Source organism: Aequorivita marina (genome assembly GCF_031631895.2).
GTDB lineage: Bacteria > Bacteroidota > Bacteroidia > Flavobacteriales > Flavobacteriaceae > Aequorivita > Aequorivita marina.
Map to the genome: position 1 here is coordinate 239,495 of NZ_JAVMBW020000002.1, position 17,430 is coordinate 256,924.

Annotated in this window: 11 protein-coding genes; 4 read left to right on the top strand and 7 right to left on the bottom strand. The window is 36.3% G+C overall.

The features are described from left to right. Nucleotides 1–150: 150 nt before the first annotated feature. Nucleotides 151–837 carry a hypothetical protein gene (locus tag QPK98_RS05100; protein WP_310991979.1) on the top strand — a complete coding sequence of 229 codons (687 nt, stop codon included), beginning with the start codon at nt 151–153 and terminating at the stop codon, nt 835–837. A gap of 20 nt (nt 838–857) precedes the next feature. On the opposite strand, the gene QPK98_RS05105 is transcribed toward QPK98_RS05100, so the two are convergent. Together QPK98_RS05105 and corA are read right to left on the bottom strand one after the other, a co-directional pair. Beyond that, nucleotides 858–1,727 (bottom strand): hypothetical protein, encoded by an 870-nt coding sequence (locus QPK98_RS05105; protein ID WP_310991980.1) that lies wholly within the window; start codon nt 1,725–1,727, stop codon nt 858–860. A 105-nt stretch (nt 1,728–1,832) separates the two neighbouring features. Further along, entirely contained in the window at nt 1,833–2,915 is a 1,083-nt protein-coding gene (gene corA / locus QPK98_RS05110) for a magnesium/cobalt transporter CorA (protein ID WP_310991981.1), read from the bottom strand. Between the two features lie 261 nt (nt 2,916–3,176). On the opposite strand from corA, the gene QPK98_RS05115 reads away from it, so the two are divergent. After that, nucleotides 3,177–4,907, top strand: coding sequence for a sodium:solute symporter family protein (locus QPK98_RS05115; protein ID WP_310991982.1), 1,731 nt, complete (start codon nt 3,177–3,179; stop codon nt 4,905–4,907). A gap of 61 nt (nt 4,908–4,968) precedes the next feature. On the opposite strand, the gene QPK98_RS05120 is transcribed toward QPK98_RS05115, so the two are convergent. From QPK98_RS05120 to QPK98_RS15765, 3 genes are all read right to left on the bottom strand, one after another. Continuing rightward, nucleotides 4,969–8,004: an AAA family ATPase gene (locus tag QPK98_RS05120; RefSeq protein WP_310991983.1), complete on the bottom strand. Its 3,036-nt coding sequence runs from the start codon at nt 8,002–8,004 to the stop codon at nt 4,969–4,971. A 3-nt stretch (nt 8,005–8,007) separates the two neighbouring features. Beyond that, on the bottom strand, nt 8,008–9,210 hold the full coding sequence (locus QPK98_RS05125; RefSeq protein WP_310991984.1) for an exonuclease SbcCD subunit D: 1,203 nt from the start codon (nt 9,208–9,210) through the stop codon (nt 8,008–8,010). Between the two features lie 272 nt (nt 9,211–9,482). Beyond that, the gene (locus QPK98_RS15765; RefSeq protein ID WP_494337530.1) at nt 9,483–9,635 is read right to left on the bottom strand and encodes a T9SS type A sorting domain-containing protein; all 153 of its coding nucleotides are present in this window, start codon (nt 9,633–9,635) and stop codon (nt 9,483–9,485) included. Between the two features lie 670 nt (nt 9,636–10,305). Here QPK98_RS15765 and QPK98_RS05130 point away from each other — a divergent pair. After that, complete coding sequence (locus QPK98_RS05130) at nt 10,306–11,829, top strand: toll/interleukin-1 receptor domain-containing protein (protein WP_310991985.1); 1,524 nt, start codon at nt 10,306–10,308, stop codon at nt 11,827–11,829. Continuing rightward, nucleotides 11,826–14,054 carry an nSTAND1 domain-containing NTPase gene (locus QPK98_RS05135; protein ID WP_310991986.1) on the top strand — a complete coding sequence of 743 codons (2,229 nt, stop codon included), beginning with the start codon at nt 11,826–11,828 and terminating at the stop codon, nt 14,052–14,054. Before QPK98_RS05130 ends, QPK98_RS05135 begins: the two co-directional genes overlap by 4 nt. 6 nt (nt 14,055–14,060) lie before the next feature. Here QPK98_RS05135 and QPK98_RS05140 read toward each other — a convergent pair whose 3' ends face one another. Together QPK98_RS05140 and QPK98_RS05145 are read right to left on the bottom strand one after the other, a co-directional pair. After that, a complete protein-coding gene (locus QPK98_RS05140; protein ID WP_310991987.1) occupies nt 14,061–15,404 on the bottom strand; it encodes a DEAD/DEAH box helicase in 1,344 nt (447 codons plus the stop codon). Nucleotides 15,405–15,636: 232 nt separating this feature from the next. After that, entirely contained in the window at nt 15,637–16,875 is a 1,239-nt protein-coding gene (locus tag QPK98_RS05145) for a peptidoglycan-binding domain-containing protein (protein ID WP_310991988.1), read from the bottom strand. Between the last annotated feature and the right edge of the window lie 555 nt (nt 16,876–17,430).

The following is a 17,430-nucleotide window of genomic DNA, read 5'->3' on the forward strand; positions in this document are numbered from 1 at the left end:
TTTATTGGGGTAAAAATAAAGGGATGCGAGTGATCCCCATCCTTCATCTGGATGGTATCACGGAAATAAAAAGCCAGTTTTATACAATATTTAACTTAGACAAAAACCGAACTACGCTATTTTTGAAACCTTTGTCAATGGCAATAATAAATGAGGTACTTAGTTACGTTTTTATCAATTCTATGCAGTTTAAATTCATTTTCGCAACATAAAAACCTTAAAAACAACCCAATAGCCTCTGATTCAACTTTAGATATTCAAAGTTCAGCTATTTTCCTATTAAACGAAAAGTTGCAAGATTCTTTAAAACAAGTGCCTTCATATACACTAAAACCTTCAATACTTGAGCATGTAAACAAATTGGATGAGGTAGTTGTACTATCAAAATCGAAATTTAACGCTGTTACCCTGGGGATTATTCAAAAGGAGATAAAACCGCTCACTCAAAACGAAAGACGGCTTTATACGGCTGGCGATTTTAAACCCATACACCTCCTATCACTTTTAGGCGGTTCTTTGCAGGTAGATCCTATTATAAACGCAATTAGCGGTAGAACCAAAAGACTAAAAAAATATATTGAAATCGAAAAAAAGGAAAGAAATATAATTTTTCTTGAAGACCATTTCACAGAATATATGCAAAACAATTTGAATGTAGGCGAAGCATATATCGGTCGTTTTCGAAATTATTTAATTGAAAATGAAAAGTTGCAAGAGTTAATCGATAGAAAGAATTTTGGCGAATTGTATTTTTTAATCGGGGACGAATGGTTGAAATTCAAAGGTTTTCAAAACGATTCGCTTCCTATCTTTAAAGAAGTTGAAAAAAAGCAGTAAATATCTACTGCTGCTTACTATTAATCTTCTTCACAGGTTGCTGTAAAAAAAGAATTTTCTTCAATTACGATAGAATCTCTCAAAATTTCTGATGTTTCAATACGCGTATAATTTTTTAGTTCCTCCTGGGTAGGGTTTTCTACGTAAGGGAAAAACTCACCTCCCGATTCAAGTTCATTTGGAAGCAGACTTTTATTCGAATAATGGGCGATAAAAGCAGCATCCTCTTCACTCAGCGTTTCTAAAGGTCTTCTTTCTAAACCTTCACCACCGGATTTCAGGTATAGCATTCCGTCTTTATATCTTGCTTTAGAACTCCATGCTTCGGTGTATTGAGACGGTAGGTTTATCAAGATAAAGTCGTTATAAGCTTCCGTAATATTAAAATAATATACCGCGGCATTAAGTTTTTCGCCTGAATCTGAGTTTGAAGGGAAACCTATAGTCTTTGCTGCATAAAACTCATCTAGTTTTTCCTTTTGACTATAAATATAAGGAGGGCTAAAGCAATTGGCATTTTCATTAAAAACGGGTGTAAAATTGTTTTTACTACTTGAACTTAATCGTACCGCTACGCCATTTCGCGCTTCTGTTGAAAAACTAAGACGGGCTCCAAAATCTATATTGTTCAAATTTCTACCGTAGAGCGCAAATTTTGGTTCGTTGCTTCGCTTCATAGTAAGTGTTTGATTCTTCAATCTCCAAGTTCCTTTTTGCACTCCTCCAAAATGAAATATAAAATACGTGTTATCTGGTGAAAAAATAATGGTGGCTCCACCCACAGGATCATTGCTCTTCTCCTTATAAATACCGACAACTTCTTCGGTGGATTTTTGGGCAAACACACTCCCCATCATAAATATTAGTATGAGACATAACAAGTTTTTCATTCCGCAAAAGTAGATTAGTTAATACAATTTTAATGAATTTAGCCTCATATTAATAAAATTGAAATTAGTATCGAAACCCCCAAACGCGTTAAGAGGTATAAAAAACTACAACCACTTCTTCTTTTTAAAGTACCAAATCATTCCGAAAAACACCAAAACCATTACTCCTAGCAAAATATAATAACTATACCTATAGTGAAGCTCCGGCATATTTTCAAAATTCATTCCATAGATTCCTGCTAGAAAAGTTAAGGGAATAAAAATAGAAGCCATAATGGTAAGCACTTTCATTACTTCGTTCATCTTGTTGCTAATGGTTGTCATGTACATATCCATTAAGCCCCAAATCATATCGCGGTAAATTTCAACACTCTCATTTACTTGTATAATATGATCGTATAGATCGCGAATATATTTATTAGTTCGCTGTTCTATCAATGGGTTTTCTATTTTATCAAGTCTATTGATAACTTCACGCAATGGCAGTACGGCACGGCGTATTTTGAGTATTTCTTTCTTTAAGTCTTGAATTTCTTGGGTAATATTTGAATCTTCATTGTCATCAAAAAGTCTGTCCTCCAACAGTTCTACCTTATTGCTTAAAAATTCCACAACGGTAAAATAATTATCAACGATTGCATCGAGAATCGCAAACATCAAATAGTCTGCTCCCGAACTGCGAATTCGTCCCCTTGCTTGCTCCAATCTGTTGCGAAGATCATCGAGAACATCTCCTTCAGATTCTTGGAAAGTTACCACATAATCCTTTCCCATTACCAAACTAACATGCTCTTGGACAAGTTGCTCATTTTCATTGTAATGAAGCATCTTGAAAACTATAAAAAGATAATCATCATACTCATCTATTTTTGGACGCTGATTGGTAGTTACAATATCTTCTTGAATAAGTGGATGGAGTTCAAAGTGATTCCCCAAGTTTACAATATCATCGGCATTGTTTAAACCGTTTACATTAATCCAAGTTATATGGGAGGCGTCTTCATATTTAAAAACAGCATCAATATCATGCGTCTTAAAACGACTAAAACTATCTTTTGAATAATCAATAATGTCAAGTAAGGTTTTACTAGATATTTTCTTACCTGTGTATTTAACAGTACCTGGAGAAAGGTTTCGGGCCTTGTTTGGTTTAATTCTAATGGTTTTTCGGTTTCTTTTTGCCGCCATACGTAGGGTTTATTTTTTAAAGGTAGGAAAAAAGGGCCTATGGTTTATTTGGAGAATTGCTAAATTCATAAAAATTAATCCATATTGCCCTAATTCGCAGTGAATGCACTATTATTTTCTAAAATGCGATAGTTATTGACAAATTTATAATTTCAAAATTGTTTAAAACCTTGTGGACATTTAAATACGGATACATATAAAATATCTATTTAAATAAGTACTTTACCCCGTTTTAGAAACCCACCGAACAAAACTATATTTATGCATTTAGAAACTCTTGACTGGGTAATTATAATTTCATTCTTTATTGTTTTTATTGCTATAGGCTTAGTTGTAGCAAAAAAATCAGGAAAAGATTCAAAATCTTTTTTCTTATCTGATAGAAATATGCCTTGGTGGCTTCTTGGTGTAAGTATGGTAGCCACGACATTTGCAGCCGACACGCCTAACTTCGTTGCAGGTGTTATCCGTGAAGACGGAGTTTTTGGAAACTGGATATGGTGGAGTTTTTTATTAACAGGGATGCTAACCGTATTTTTCTACGCCAAACTCTGGCGGAAAAGTGGAATTACTACAGATTTAGAGTTTTACGAATTGCGCTACAGCGGTAAGAGCGCCGCTTTCTTAAGAGGGTTTAGAGCAATTTATCTCGGTGTTTTCTTCAATATCGTCATTATGGCGAATGTTTGCTTGGCCGCGATTAAAATTGGCCACGTTATGTTTGGTTTGTCATCTTACGAAGTTCTGCTGATTGCTGCTCCAGTAGTCGTTATCTATTCAGCGTTTGGAGGTTTAAAAGGTGTCTTGCTAACGGATTTTGTTCAGTTTATCATTGCTATGGTGGGAAGTATCTGGGCGACTATTTACATTGTAAATATGCCCGAAATTGGAGGAATCGATAAACTTCTCTCAACTCCAGCTGTGGCTGCTAAAACAGCGATGCTTCCCGATTTTTCAAAACCTGAATTATTAATTCCACTACTTATAATTCCGTTGGCTGTTCAATGGTGGAGTGTTTGGTATCCCGGGGCTGAGCCTGGCGGTGGTGGTTATATTGCCCAGCGTATGCTTGCTGCTAAAGATGAAAAACACGCTACTTGGGCCACGCTATTCTTCAATATTGCTCATTATGCACTTAGACCTTGGCCATGGATTATTATTGGTCTTGCTTCAATAGTTATTTTTCCAAATATTGCGAGTTTACAAGCTGCTTTTCCAAATTTAGACCCGTCATTTGTGAAAAATGATTTATCCTATCCAGCAATGCTTACCTTTTTGCCAGCTGGATTACTAGGGATCGTTATTACTTCACTAATTGCTGCGTTTATGAGTACAATTTCAACACACTTAAACTGGGGAAGTTCTTACGTAGTGAACGATTTTTATGTGCGTTTTCTTAGGAAAAAAGCTAGTGGAAAAGAACAAGTTGCAGTTGGAAGAATTTCAACAGTTGTAATGATGATTCTTGCAGGATTGTTAGCCCTTGTTTTGGAAGAGGCGCGCGATGGTTTTAACTTACTGCTTTCAATTGGTGCAGGAACGGGTTTACTCTTTATTTTACGTTGGTTCTGGAGCAGAATAAACCCATATAGTGAAATTGCCGCGATGGTAATATCATTTATAATAGCTGCATTCTTTTTTATAAACGGAAAAATGGAAACCCCAATGTTTGAATTGGCTGGACACTGGCAATTGGTAGTTGGCGTTGTCGTAACTACAATTGGCTGGGTGCTCGTTACATATTTAACCAAACCATCAGACGCTGACACCCTAAACAGTTTCAACAGTTTAATATTTGGCAACGAATCTAAATTTAAAGGTTTTGGGATGAAGATCCTAGGTTTTTTTGCGGGTGTAGTTGGTGTTTATTGCACCCTGTTTGCCATTGGGAATTTTATTTATAGCAACATCGTTTTGGCTGTAATATTGGCCGCAGTTGCTGTAGTTTGTGGGCTGGTTATTATAAAATCATTTCAGAAGACAGATTTTTAACAAGGTGAAAAAACACAGTACTTAGGTGCTTCCAAAATAAAATAAAACCGGAGCGAAAAACTTAATTCACTACTGCTAAAGTGGAATAACCCAAACTCCCCTTCTCCAACTTAACCTGCGTGGTAATTCGTTCTTTTAATGCGCTTACGTGCGAGATCACGCCAACAGACTTATCGCCTTCATTTTGCATTTTTTCGAGGATAGTTATAGCTTGATCCAAGGTTTCTGGATCTAAAGTACCAAAACCTTCGTCTATAAATAAAGATTTAATTTTTACATTTTTAGCAGCGATATCAGACAATGCAAAGGCCATTGCCAAACTCACTAAAAAGGTTTCACCGCCAGATAAAGTACGAACAGATCGGCGGGCATTCCCCATATATTTATCAAATATTTTTAAGGTGTCGCTCTTTTCCGCTTCATCTGCGGTGGGAATATCCAATAGATACCGATCGCTAAACTCTGAAAGCCGTTTATTAGCAAACCCTATTAACTGCTCCAAAGTAAGATCTTGCACGAAGTTTGAAAACTTGTTTCCGGTAGCATCGCCAATTAAATCGTTCATTGATTTCCACAAGGCACGGTCTTTTTTCAAAAGGCTTAACTGGTTTATAACTACTTGCTGACGTTCCCGTAATTTAGTATCAGCCTCTAATCTTTCATTAATTATGGTGATATTCTCCAAAAGCTCAAGCCATTTCTTTTTGGTTTCTTCAGCCGATGAAGTCAATACTTCAAACGAAACTAGACCATCATCTTTTTCGGTCAATTGCTTTAATGTTTTTTCTAAGACCGTTTCCTTTTCTGAAAGCCTTGTTTTGCGCTCTTTGAGTTCGTTTTCACGTTTACGAATTTTACCAGCGCGGCCCTCTGAGATAATCGCCTTGCGCAAACCTTGAAGGTTTTCAAATTTCTCTTTTATAAGAATCTCTTTTAAATTTTCTTCCTTTTTAGTCTTTACTGACTTTGCTTCTTTTAGTTTTTCTTCAATGTTTTCCTGTTGCTTGGCTAAGGAGGAAAGGTTTGCAACTGAACGTGTAAGCCTAGACGATAAAACGTTGGTTTTTTCGTTAATGTCCTGCCCATCGTAAAGCGCAACGCGTTCTTTGTTTAAACTATTAAAAGCGTCCATTGCATTTTCCCATTGCTTTAAACTTTCATTCAAATCTTTTAAAATTGAATCTGCCTGGAACGCTTGTTTAGACTTTTCTAAGTTTAAAATCTGCTGGTTTAGGGCAATTCGGTGTGTTTTTAAGCTTTCTAAATCTTCTGTGTGATCCCACTTCAGCTCGTTAGCAAGCGCCTTTAGTAGATCTAAAGTTTGACTTTCTTCTGCTCTAAGCGATTCAATATTGGCGCTTGAACTGTCAATTTCCTTTACTTGAAACTTATTTTTTTGGTTTAAAGTAATTAGATGCTTTGCACTCCTATCAAGCGATTCTTTTTTCTCCTTTAAAAGTTCCTCCTTTGCATCAAAATACGGTTCTTCCGTAGCGTATGGATGGTGCTTAGACCCGCATAACGGACAAGGCTGTTCCGGTTCCAATTGCAGGCGATACTCCTCTAAACGCAGATGTTTACGCTGCTGTTCTAAGGTTTTCTCTAAAGTTTCTACTTCCTTTTTCAAAGTTGAAACTTTTTTATCTAAATCGGCTATGGCTTTGGTATCCTCTTCCAAACTTTTTTTCTCTGCTTGAAGTTTGTCTTGATACGTTTTAAGCTGTGCCTGATTTTTGACCAATTGTTCTTTTTTAGTGAGTAATTGAGCCGCTATTTCATTTGAATTGCGAACGACTTCTAACTGCGAATTCAATTGCTCAAAAGAATCGGCACCAGAATTTTCTATTGTGTCCACTAAGCTATTAGTAAACGATTGCACCTGAGTTTTAAATTGTTTGGGGTGTTCTGCTATGGATAAATTGTATCCCAACTGATTTATTTTTCCAACTTCTTTACTAACTTGACCTTGAAAGAGCGAAGCCTCACTCTGCTTCTTTTTTTCCTCAGCTTGAAGTGTTGTGATTTTACTTCGGAAAGCATCAAGCTTTTCATTAGCGGTTTTTATGGTAACATTTTCTTTAAGAAGCTTAGCCACAGCACCTAAATATGATTGCTGTAATTTCTGTGCTTCATCCTTAGATTTTATAAGCGAATTATACTCCGTATCATATTGACCAACCTCTTTAATTGCAAGGTCGTAATCTCTCAGGTTTACATTGTACTTAGAAAGTTTTTCGTGTTGTTCTAATTCTCTTTTATATGGCTTAAAATCTGTGAGATCCTTTTCTAATGCTTCCTTTGTGGTTTTTAATTGCTTTTCCTCTGTTTGACGTTGCTGTAATTCTTGTCGCACTTTAATCTTTTCAGAAGCAGTTTGAAAAGCTTTTTCAGTCTCGGGTTTGTTTTTGGTTAATGTTTTAAGCGTTTCTTTCTTTTCGGAAATAGCTTCTTCAGACAACAATTCTATTCCTTCAAGACTGGCTTCTTTTAGCTCTATTTGTTTCTCAATTCCTTTAAATCGTAAATAAACTGCTCTTCCTATTTCCCGGTAAGATTTTGCACCAGTGATGTCTTCCAACAATTTATTACGTTCGTTTCTAGGAGCTTGCAGCAACTTACTGAATTCGCCTTGAGACAAGACCATAGCCTTTACAAATTGACTATAACTAAGACCAATTACTTCTTGGTTTTTATCGGGTGTCTTGGTGCCAGATTCTAGAATTTCACCGGTGGCTACCACTACCAGTTCCTGTTTTCGGGCGTTGAGATTGTTGTTTCTGTTACGGGCTATAGACCAATGACTGCGATAATTTTTGCCGTTTACGCGGTATTCCACTTCGGCATAGCAACTGGTCATATTACGGGTCATAATTCCGCCGTCATCTTCCAGGATAGCGTTACTAACGTTTTTATCTACCCGGGCAATTCGGTTGTAAAGCGCCAAAGTAATAACATCTAACAAGGTTGACTTTCCCGAACCTGTGGGGCCGGTAATGGCGAAAAGTCCGGCGTCTGCTAAAATACCATCGGCAAAATCTACTTCGTGTTCTCCTTTAAGGGAGTGTATATTTTCAAATCTTATTTTTAGAATTTTCATAACCTATAAATTCAATTCTTCTAAAATTTCTCGGAAAGCATTTTTCAAGTCTTCGGTGTTTTCTAAGCCACTTTGCAATTCCAGTTTCTTTTCAAACATTTGCATGGGGGTTACATCGGCAACATCAGTACCCACATCAAAAGCGTCACTGGCACCGCGAATCTTGTTAGCAAAATTAAGTCGAGACTTTACAACCTCAATATTTGCATTGGACTGCGAATTGACAAGATTTTCAAAAGCCTGCCTTCTTTCTAAACTTTCACTTTCTTCATTAACGATAATCTCAGCGAGAGACGTAAGCGTGGTTTCTTCGGAATAAGTATCTAACTTTTGTGTTACTTCTTGTAAACTGCCTTCAAAAGTGACTAAATTTCTATGCTTCGGAATTGAAACAATTTCCACCTTGGTTATTTTATTGTTATCAAGATGTATTACATTAACTTGCTTGCAATCTTCCTTTTCAGAAAAACTAAGCGGAATTGGTGAACCGCAATAATAAATGTTTTGCTTACGTGAAATTACCTGCGGCTTATGAATATGGCCCAGCGCAACATAATCTGGAACTTCTCCAAACATATCAGCCTCCATCCCAGCTTGATTGCCTATTTGGATGTCGCGCTCGCTTTCTGAAACCGCACTGCCTCGAACATAAAGATGGCCCATTAAAATGAAAACTGTATCGGCATAATGTTCGGTATAATGGTTATTTACATTGGAAAAATACGTTTGTAACCCCGATTTTATTTGTTCAATTTTAGTGGTGTAGCTTTCTCCTGCAACGGATTTCCGTATATCACGATCTTTTAAAAAGGGGATAGCGCCAACTACCAATTTTTCATTGTTTTTTTCTACTGGCACGAACATTTCAGAAATGGCATCAGTAGCGCCACCAATAACACTTATATTGAAAGCTTTTAGCAATTGGGCTGGGGCATTTAATACCGCTGGCGAATCGTGGTTACCCCCTGTAAGGATAATTTTGCAATCTAGATGGATAAGCTGTTTTAATACATCGTAGTATTGTTTATAAGCAGCTTGCGAAGGGTTTGCTTGATCAAAAACATCTCCCGAAACCAGTAAAACGTCAATGTTTTCAGTTTTAATATAAGCTATAAGCCAGTCAAAAAACAAGGCGAGATCTGGGCTAAGGTCATATTTATGAAGTTGTTTCCCGATATGCCAGTCGGAGGTATGAAGAATTTTCATGCACTGCGGTTATTGTGAAATATCCAAAGATAGTACTTTTTAAAAAGTTGTTTTACGAAATACGATATCTTCCTTTCTCAGCTTAATGTATAGGTTAGTATGTATCAGCTAAAGTGCTAATAAATATAAAAAGCCAAAACAGTTTTTAGGCTGTTTTGGCCAAGGGGAGTTTATAATAAAAACATTAAATAATTACTTCGTTTTATTTAAAAGTAGATTCTAGTTTAACCAGCTGCTTTTATGGTGTCCAGGTTATAAAATACCCCTAAAATTTATTCTATCAGTATCTTAACTACTTCCGTCTTTTGTTCATTTATTATTTGTAGAAAATACAATCCAGGCGTTAAATTTTGATAGTCAAATTGATATACATACCCATTTTTTTCAGTACTGGATGGTTCAATAACCTTTTTTGTTGAGCATATAAGTAGATCCCCAAATAACGTAGATGGGAAAAAAAGCAAGAATGATTAGGGCTAAATTTCTGGTTTCTGTTTTCAATTTGCTACTGCAGGAGTTTTAGTTTATGGTTTTAGAACATTAGTGTCCGATTAAAAGAGTGAGAAAATTTGTTGGGTCAAAGATAATAGGTCATTAGAATATTTTTATTTAATGACAGCATGCTATTATACTTAGCCTCAAAATTTATCGATTAAAAAGTATGTTAAATCAATTTTATCTAGTTTTCAATCTATTAAAAAGCAAGTCTTACGTCTTATGTCTTTAAGCGCAGCGGTCTTATATCTTAGTCGGACACGACTAGTTTTAGAACAAACACCGATTTAATATTGATATTGCTTTTAATTATTTTGTAATGAATCCACCTTTCCGGACGCCACTTACCACTTATTTTGTGGCTGCGAATATAATAGTTTTCCCTAAGTATGGTAATTCCTCACCAATAAAGAATTTGGATGTTTTAGACTCTGAACTTCTCAATTGGAAAATATCGCACAATAACCTGATGCCTAAGTAACTAATCTCTATTTTTTATGAAATTACATAGCAGTCTTAGGTTATAATTCGTAAATTAGTAGAGATATTTTTTTCCTCACTTGTAAAAGGCTCACTTTTATTGTTTAATAAAGATATACTATGGCATTAATTCCTGGATATAAATATGACATTTTTATCAGCTATGTTCACGCTGATAATGAATCTGAGACTTTTCAGGAAGACGGATGGATTGATCAATTTTATAAATATTTAGACACCAAGCTCAACAAACACTCTAGAAATATCAAAATTTGGTGGGATTCAAAAAATCTTGACCGTAGTGAAATATTCGACAATTCTATAGCAGAGGCAATAGACAAATCTGCTATTATGATATGCCTCTATTCTAGGCTATATCCACAATCTGAATATTGCAAAAAAGAACTTGAGCACTTTTACCAAAAGATAGCAAATGAAAAAGTTGGGGCGACCGTGGGAAATCGTTCGCGAATTATCCCAGTATTTATGTCTAACATTCCTCATACCGAGTGGCTTGATAAATTGAGCGGCACAAGTGGTTTTCCGTTTTTTGATGATAATGAATACGGCGACCCTTTAAAAAACACCAGCCCAGAATTTGGCGAGCAAATGATACAACTGCGCAATGCCTTGGTACGTATTTTTGACGACTTCTCAAAAGAACTACTAGAAATAGAAGACGCACCCCCCGTAGCTGAGAATGCGGAAAAAGAAGAAAAGAAGGGTTTTACCATATTTATGTCAGAGGTAAATGATTCACTTTATGACAGACGTGATGGGGTTATTGCTAATTTAAAGGAAAAAGGATATCATATTATAACGGGAGATGCATCTGTTGGCAATTTTGAAGCACATGAAAACAAAACAAAAGATGCCATTTCCAAATCGCAATTCGCAGTTAATATTTTAGGAGATTTCCCAGGTAGAAAAATACCAGGTGAAACGGAAGACCGCTATATTCAAAGACAAACCGAATTAGTTTTAGAATCCGAAATTCCACAATTAATATGGATTTCAAGAGACGCCGACTTAAATAGGACTGAAAATGATGGGTATCGACAATTTGTTAAGCACTTAGAAGACGCAAGCCTTTCTTCTAAGAAGTATGAATTTGTAAGGGGTAACGAAGGCGAATTGGCCATGTTAATTGATGACTATGCAAAGCAGATACAAGAACTTCAGCTGCAGAAAACCTTGGAGGGTAAAACTCCTGATGGAGGCCCCATAAAAGTGTTACTGGATACTCATACCGATGATTTCAAACAAGCTTTCAACCTAAAAAAAATATTAAGTGATTACAATGTAGATTTAATCTTCAATCCTGAAGATGGTGATCCACAGGAAAACATTAAATCTTTATACGCAAACATTGGGGAGGCTAAAAAATTCATCTTTTTATATGGAGACAAAACCCATAAAGACTGGGTAGATATTCGTGTTAAGAACACCCTCAAAAAACTGATGGATTACGACCGTTACGGGCAAGACATCTTCATCTATGCCGCCCCTCCAGAAAAAGATGTAAATGCTATTAAAGTCGCTCAAAACCCAATGGTTAAATTGGTGGATAACAGCCATAATAATGCTCTTGACCAAACGATAATAGAAGCATTTATTAAGGACCTAAACGCTTTAAGGCTATGAGCGAAAAAACCTTTAACCCCTATGTTGGACTTCGGCCATTTCGCGATGACGAAAACTTATTGTTTTTTGGTCGTGACGAACAAACTCTGGAGTTATTGCAACGCTTGCACTCCAATCGTTTTTCGGCAGTAGTTGGTAGTTCGGGCAGTGGAAAATCTTCCTTGATTAGAGCGGGATTAATCCCTGCTTTAAAAGGTGGTTTTTTAGTAGAAAACAGTAGCCATTGGATGATTGCCATTATGAAACCCGGTCAAAACCCGATGTTTAATCTGGCTAAAACTATTTTGCATCAAATTGATCCAACTATAGAAAATTCAGAAATAACTAGTTTTATTACGCAAATTAAAAAAGAAGGGGTTTCTGCAGTTTTAAATGTGCTAGAGCCACTTCGGAAAAATAAAAATGCTAATTTCTTTTTACTTGTAGATCAATTTGAGGAACTCTTTCGTTTTTCTCTAAAACAACGTGATGTTTCCTATAGAACTGAAGCAATCGACTTTGTAAACACAATTTTAAAGCTTTCAGAGCAAACTCGCATTCCCCTTTACGTAGTCTTGACAATGCGCTCTGATTTTATTGGAGACTGTGCTCAATTTTTTGGTTTACCAGAAGCTTTAAACAGAAGCCAATACCTTGTTCCGAGGCTAAACAGACTCAACCTAAAAAAAGTCATTGAAGGACCCGCAAAACTATATGGCGGGAACTTTAATCCAGCGCTAACCTCCCGTCTAGTAAACGATCTGGGAGAAGTGAAAGACGAACTTCCTTTAGTACAACACGCTTTAATGCGAATCTGGGAATATGAAAACAACGTAGATAAAAATGGAGAACTCGACCTAAATGACTACAAACAAATAGGCGGAATTGAAAATGCCCTATCTACGCATGCTGATGAGGCATTGAAAGAGTTAAAAAGTGATGAGCTGCCCTTGGCAAAAGCTTTATTCCAAGCTTTGACAACCATCGACGAAAATGGCAGAAAAACACGAAGACCGGCAAGACTAAGCGATTTAAAAGAACTGACTGGGGCAAGTAAAGAAAAGCTGCAGCATGTAATAAATACATTCATAAAAAATAACCGTTCATTTTTGGTGGTTGATAAAATAGGCGACTCAAATGACGAGCTTATTGACATCTCTCATGAAAGTTTAATAAGGCATTGGAAGACTCTGAACGCATGGGTAGATGAGGAAAGTGAAGCTGCAATTCAATATATTCGCCTTTGCGATGCATATATTGCCAATAAAGAAAACCGAAAGGATTTATTATCAGGTAGGGAATTTGAAATTGCCCACGAATGGTACAAAAAATTTAGGCCCAACAAACTATGGGCTTCCCGTTACAACGATAATTTTGAGGAAGGGATGAAATACCTTTCCGATAGCGCTAAAGTTTACAACAAAAAAAAACGAAATGAACGGAGAGTTAAACGCGTTAAAAAAGGAAGCTTATATACCGTGATTGCCCTTGCATTTTTTGGACTCTTTAGTTACTTTCTCCTTAAGCCAAGTATAGATCAAATGGATTGGAATACAGCTAAATCTAAAAATAACGTGGCAGGGTTTGCAACCTATTTAGAGTCTCATCCTAAAGGAGAATATGCTGAAATTGCACAAAACTTTCTTGACTCTATAAATCTTCAAGAAGCTTGGCAAGTAGCTAAGACAGCTAATACCGTAAAAGGATATCAAAAATATTTGAATTTAGCTGCTATCGAAAAAGACTCTTTAAATAACATTCTTCAATTTTCAAGGTTTGCAAAAGATACGGCAACCGCCCGTTCAACAATAGAAACTCTAAAAGCTAAAATAGCGAATTCAAATCTTGATGAAAATGCATGGAATACGGCAAAGATAAAAAACAACTTAGCTTCGTATTTAGGCTATATTAAAAATGATTCAATATTAGGCACCCATAATGATGATGCTCATAAAAAGATAAAGGAGATAGGGAAAAGTGGTTTCCTTTATTGTGGAAGAGCCGCAAACAATAAAATTCCCGACCCAGTGTTCCATATACTTTACCGAAAAGATAGTGAGTTTACACGAAATGATATACCAAAAATTAATGATATTGTTCAAGCTACAAAAAACCGCTATATCTATAACGATTTAGCGGTAAACCATAAATCTGGATATAGCACTAAAACTGGCAACATCTATCTTATCAAAAGTGTTAGTTTACAAGCCAACGCTGTATTTGTAGAAATTGTCTATGACCGTTAAACCAATTTACCGCTTTTTGCGTTTATTATAGTTTTTATCACCACGCGTTTTCGGCTTTTTATATTTCTTTTTTATGTTTCGTTTATAGGAACCCCCAAGGTTTACTTTTTTGTTCTTTTCTTTTTTCTCATGGAAAGAAGGCCCCACTTCTTCCACTTTCTTGGGGTTGTTTATTTCAACTACTTGAGGCCGTTCTTCATAGGTTAATTGTTTTGAAACTTCCACCTCCTCAGGCAGTTCTACTTCCTTAATGCTCATATCCATCAAGGCTTCAATAGCTGCTTTCGCTTCTTTTTCTTTTTCGGTATAAAATAAAATAGCGGTTCCCTCCTGCTCCGCCCGTCCCGTTCGCCCAATGCGGTGCATATAGTTTTCGGGAAAAGATGGGGTGTCAAAATTGACTACGTGGCTAATTTGATCCAAATCTAGACCGCGCGCCATAACATCAGTAGTTACTAGAATCCTGGTTTTCTCACTGTTAAAGTCTTCAATGGAACGAATTCTATAGTTTTGTGTTTTATTGCTGTGGATTACGGCCACTTCACTTCCGAAGCCTTCCTCCAAAAGATCAAATAGTAAATCGGCACTTTTTTTATTCGGAACAAAAACTAGAACTTTTTTGAAATCACTTTTATTTTGAAGCAGATGTTGCAACAAATTTGCCTTGGTATAAAAATTTGGAACTGAATAAGCAAATTGCGAAATATTATCTAAGGGTGTTCCGCTTACCGCTACAGAAACAGTAGTGGGCTTTAGAAAAAAATCGTGAATAAATACATTTACATCGTCTGTCATCGTTGCAGAGAACATTATGTTTTGTCGCTTATTGGGTAGCAACTCCAAGATATTTGTTAGCTGAAAACGAAACCCAAGGTCTAGCATTACATCTACTTCATCAATTACCATTTTTTTAATGGATTTTAGCTGAATGGCGCGGCTAATAATCAAATCGTATAGCCGCCCTGGAGTTGCAACAATTATATCGGTTCCTTGGGCTACAGCTGCTTTTTGCTTATTAATATTGGCACCTCCATAAATTCCTAAAACTCGTACAGAGGAATATTTTCCAAACTTTTCAATCTCCTCCACAACTTGTAAAACCAATTCGCGCGTGGGCACCAACACCATTACCCGTGGATGTATTTCTTTTGAAAATTTTAAACCCTGTAATATAGGAAGCATATACGCAAAGGTCTTACCCGTACCCGTCTGTGCTATTCCAACCATATCGGTTCCTGACATGATTACAGAAAAGGACTTTTCCTGAATGGGTGTAGGTTGTTCAAAACCTAGATCGGTAATGGCGTACTGCAGTTGTTTGGAAATGTTAAATTCGCTAAATGATTCCATCCTAATTATATTTCCTGCAAAAGTAGTGTTTCAAGCTTGAATAATACGATTTTATATTTGTATTGATTCAAATAGTCTCTACACTAGATTATTTTTCGCTAAAACCTATCACGCCTTTCTATGGCTGATTGTTTAAGTAAAATTATACGTTTTAACCTTGTTAGAACAATAGCTACAACAGTTGAGACTGCTTTTTTTGCGCTCTAAAAGTACTTGGGAAAAAGCGTGAGAATTAAATAGCATTCGGGTTCATTTTCAGCAACGCATTTATTGCATAATTAAACCCAAAATTGGCGTCAAGATCAAGTGACTCTTCACGGCCTAATGTGTATAAAACATGGTTTACGCCAGGCTTGGAGTAGCAAACAACTAGGTCTGCCAGAACATTATAGGCTCCCTTTGTCTTTTTTGACCGGCTGTTAAGTTGACTATAAGCTGTAGAGGTAAACTTTGAACAATCTACCAAGTTATTGCGATTATTTATATAGTTTTTACCGACGATAACCTGACATCCAGCCGACCAGTTAGAGGTACCTATCCCCGACCAATGAATATTGATGCTATTATTAACTTCAAGACTATTATTTCCCTTTACAAAAAGATCATTGGGCGAAAGCGCATTGTCTCTGTCTAAATCCCGTAGCACAATTACACCTCTTGAGTTATAAGGTTTTAGTGCACGATATATTTTTTTCTCCACACTAATCTTATGCCAACCAAATCTATATTTGTGTTGTCCTTCTACCAAGAACGGCGCATTCCTTCTTGTTCCTACCATATTTTTGCTAGGGTCAGTAGAACCCCAAAACTTAAAAACCATCCCGCCAATTAGCAATACAAATAAATCGTCATTAGCACGTTTATTGGCTTCAGTTTTATCTTGGTTACGCCTAATACCGATAAGATGAATTTCATCGGGCTCAAAATTCCAATTCCTTGCTTTTATCGTTGAATATGTATTGGGTAAGGTATTAACAGCCTTCATAATTGGTCCAGGATTAGCTTGATAATATACTTTCGCTTTCTTAAGTAGCTTAATCCAATCACTGTATTCTTTAGATGGTGCAGATACTGCTTTGCCCCATTCTGCCACTTTCCCTTGATTTTTCCATCGATTTATGTGCTGCATGGTTCCTTTTCCCACAATACCATCAGGCACCATTGTTTTATCTCCTTGGGGATCTAAAGTACGCACATACTCCTGAAATAAACGCGCAGCTGCTTGAGTAACATAATCAAATATACCGTCAATAACACCTCTAGGCATAAAACCTGCTTCATATAGAAATTGCTGTAATTGCGCTACTTCATCTGTATTTCCCTCCCTAAAGGAACGCCAAGTTGTTCTATCGTCATCACGAAAAGAAACAACACTAGTGGTAAGGCCATCTTTATGAAATGGTTTAAGGAATTTTTTACGATCTTTAGGTACACTACCTTTATCACAGCTACCAAGATATAGCGTGCTCATAACATTGGTTTTTAATTAATATTGATACAAAGCCGGGCTTGAAGAAGCCAGTTTATATTAAAAATTAATAGTTAATAGTCAGTACTAATCTTTGGGGAAGTTAAACGAGGAATAAAATCTGGCTTTGAAAAACGGTCTTATTACCTATAGGTCAATTTTTTAGAAACCAATCCTCATTTATAAAGATAGACAAATACCGAAAGAAAACCTTTGCTATTTTATGTTATTTTAAGTAGAACGAGGTAAGAATCCATTGGGTTATTAGAATTTTTATTAATTCTACCGAAACAATGACCAAGATGGAACTTAAAGCTATTTTTAATTAAAGGAGAAAAGTTTTGCGATGGTATCATCAAATAATTATCCTAAAACCCACCTAAATGAGTGGTTGGGCAGGCTTGGATAATAATAGATTATCCAAGCCCGCTAAAATAATTGAGCTTGGCTTGATTTATCTTGCGCGCGGTGGAAAAAATTTTCCAACAACGAAATCGAAAATTAAGGTACGCTATTGTAAACAAGCAGTTAGCTAAAAATATAAACAATCATTAGTGT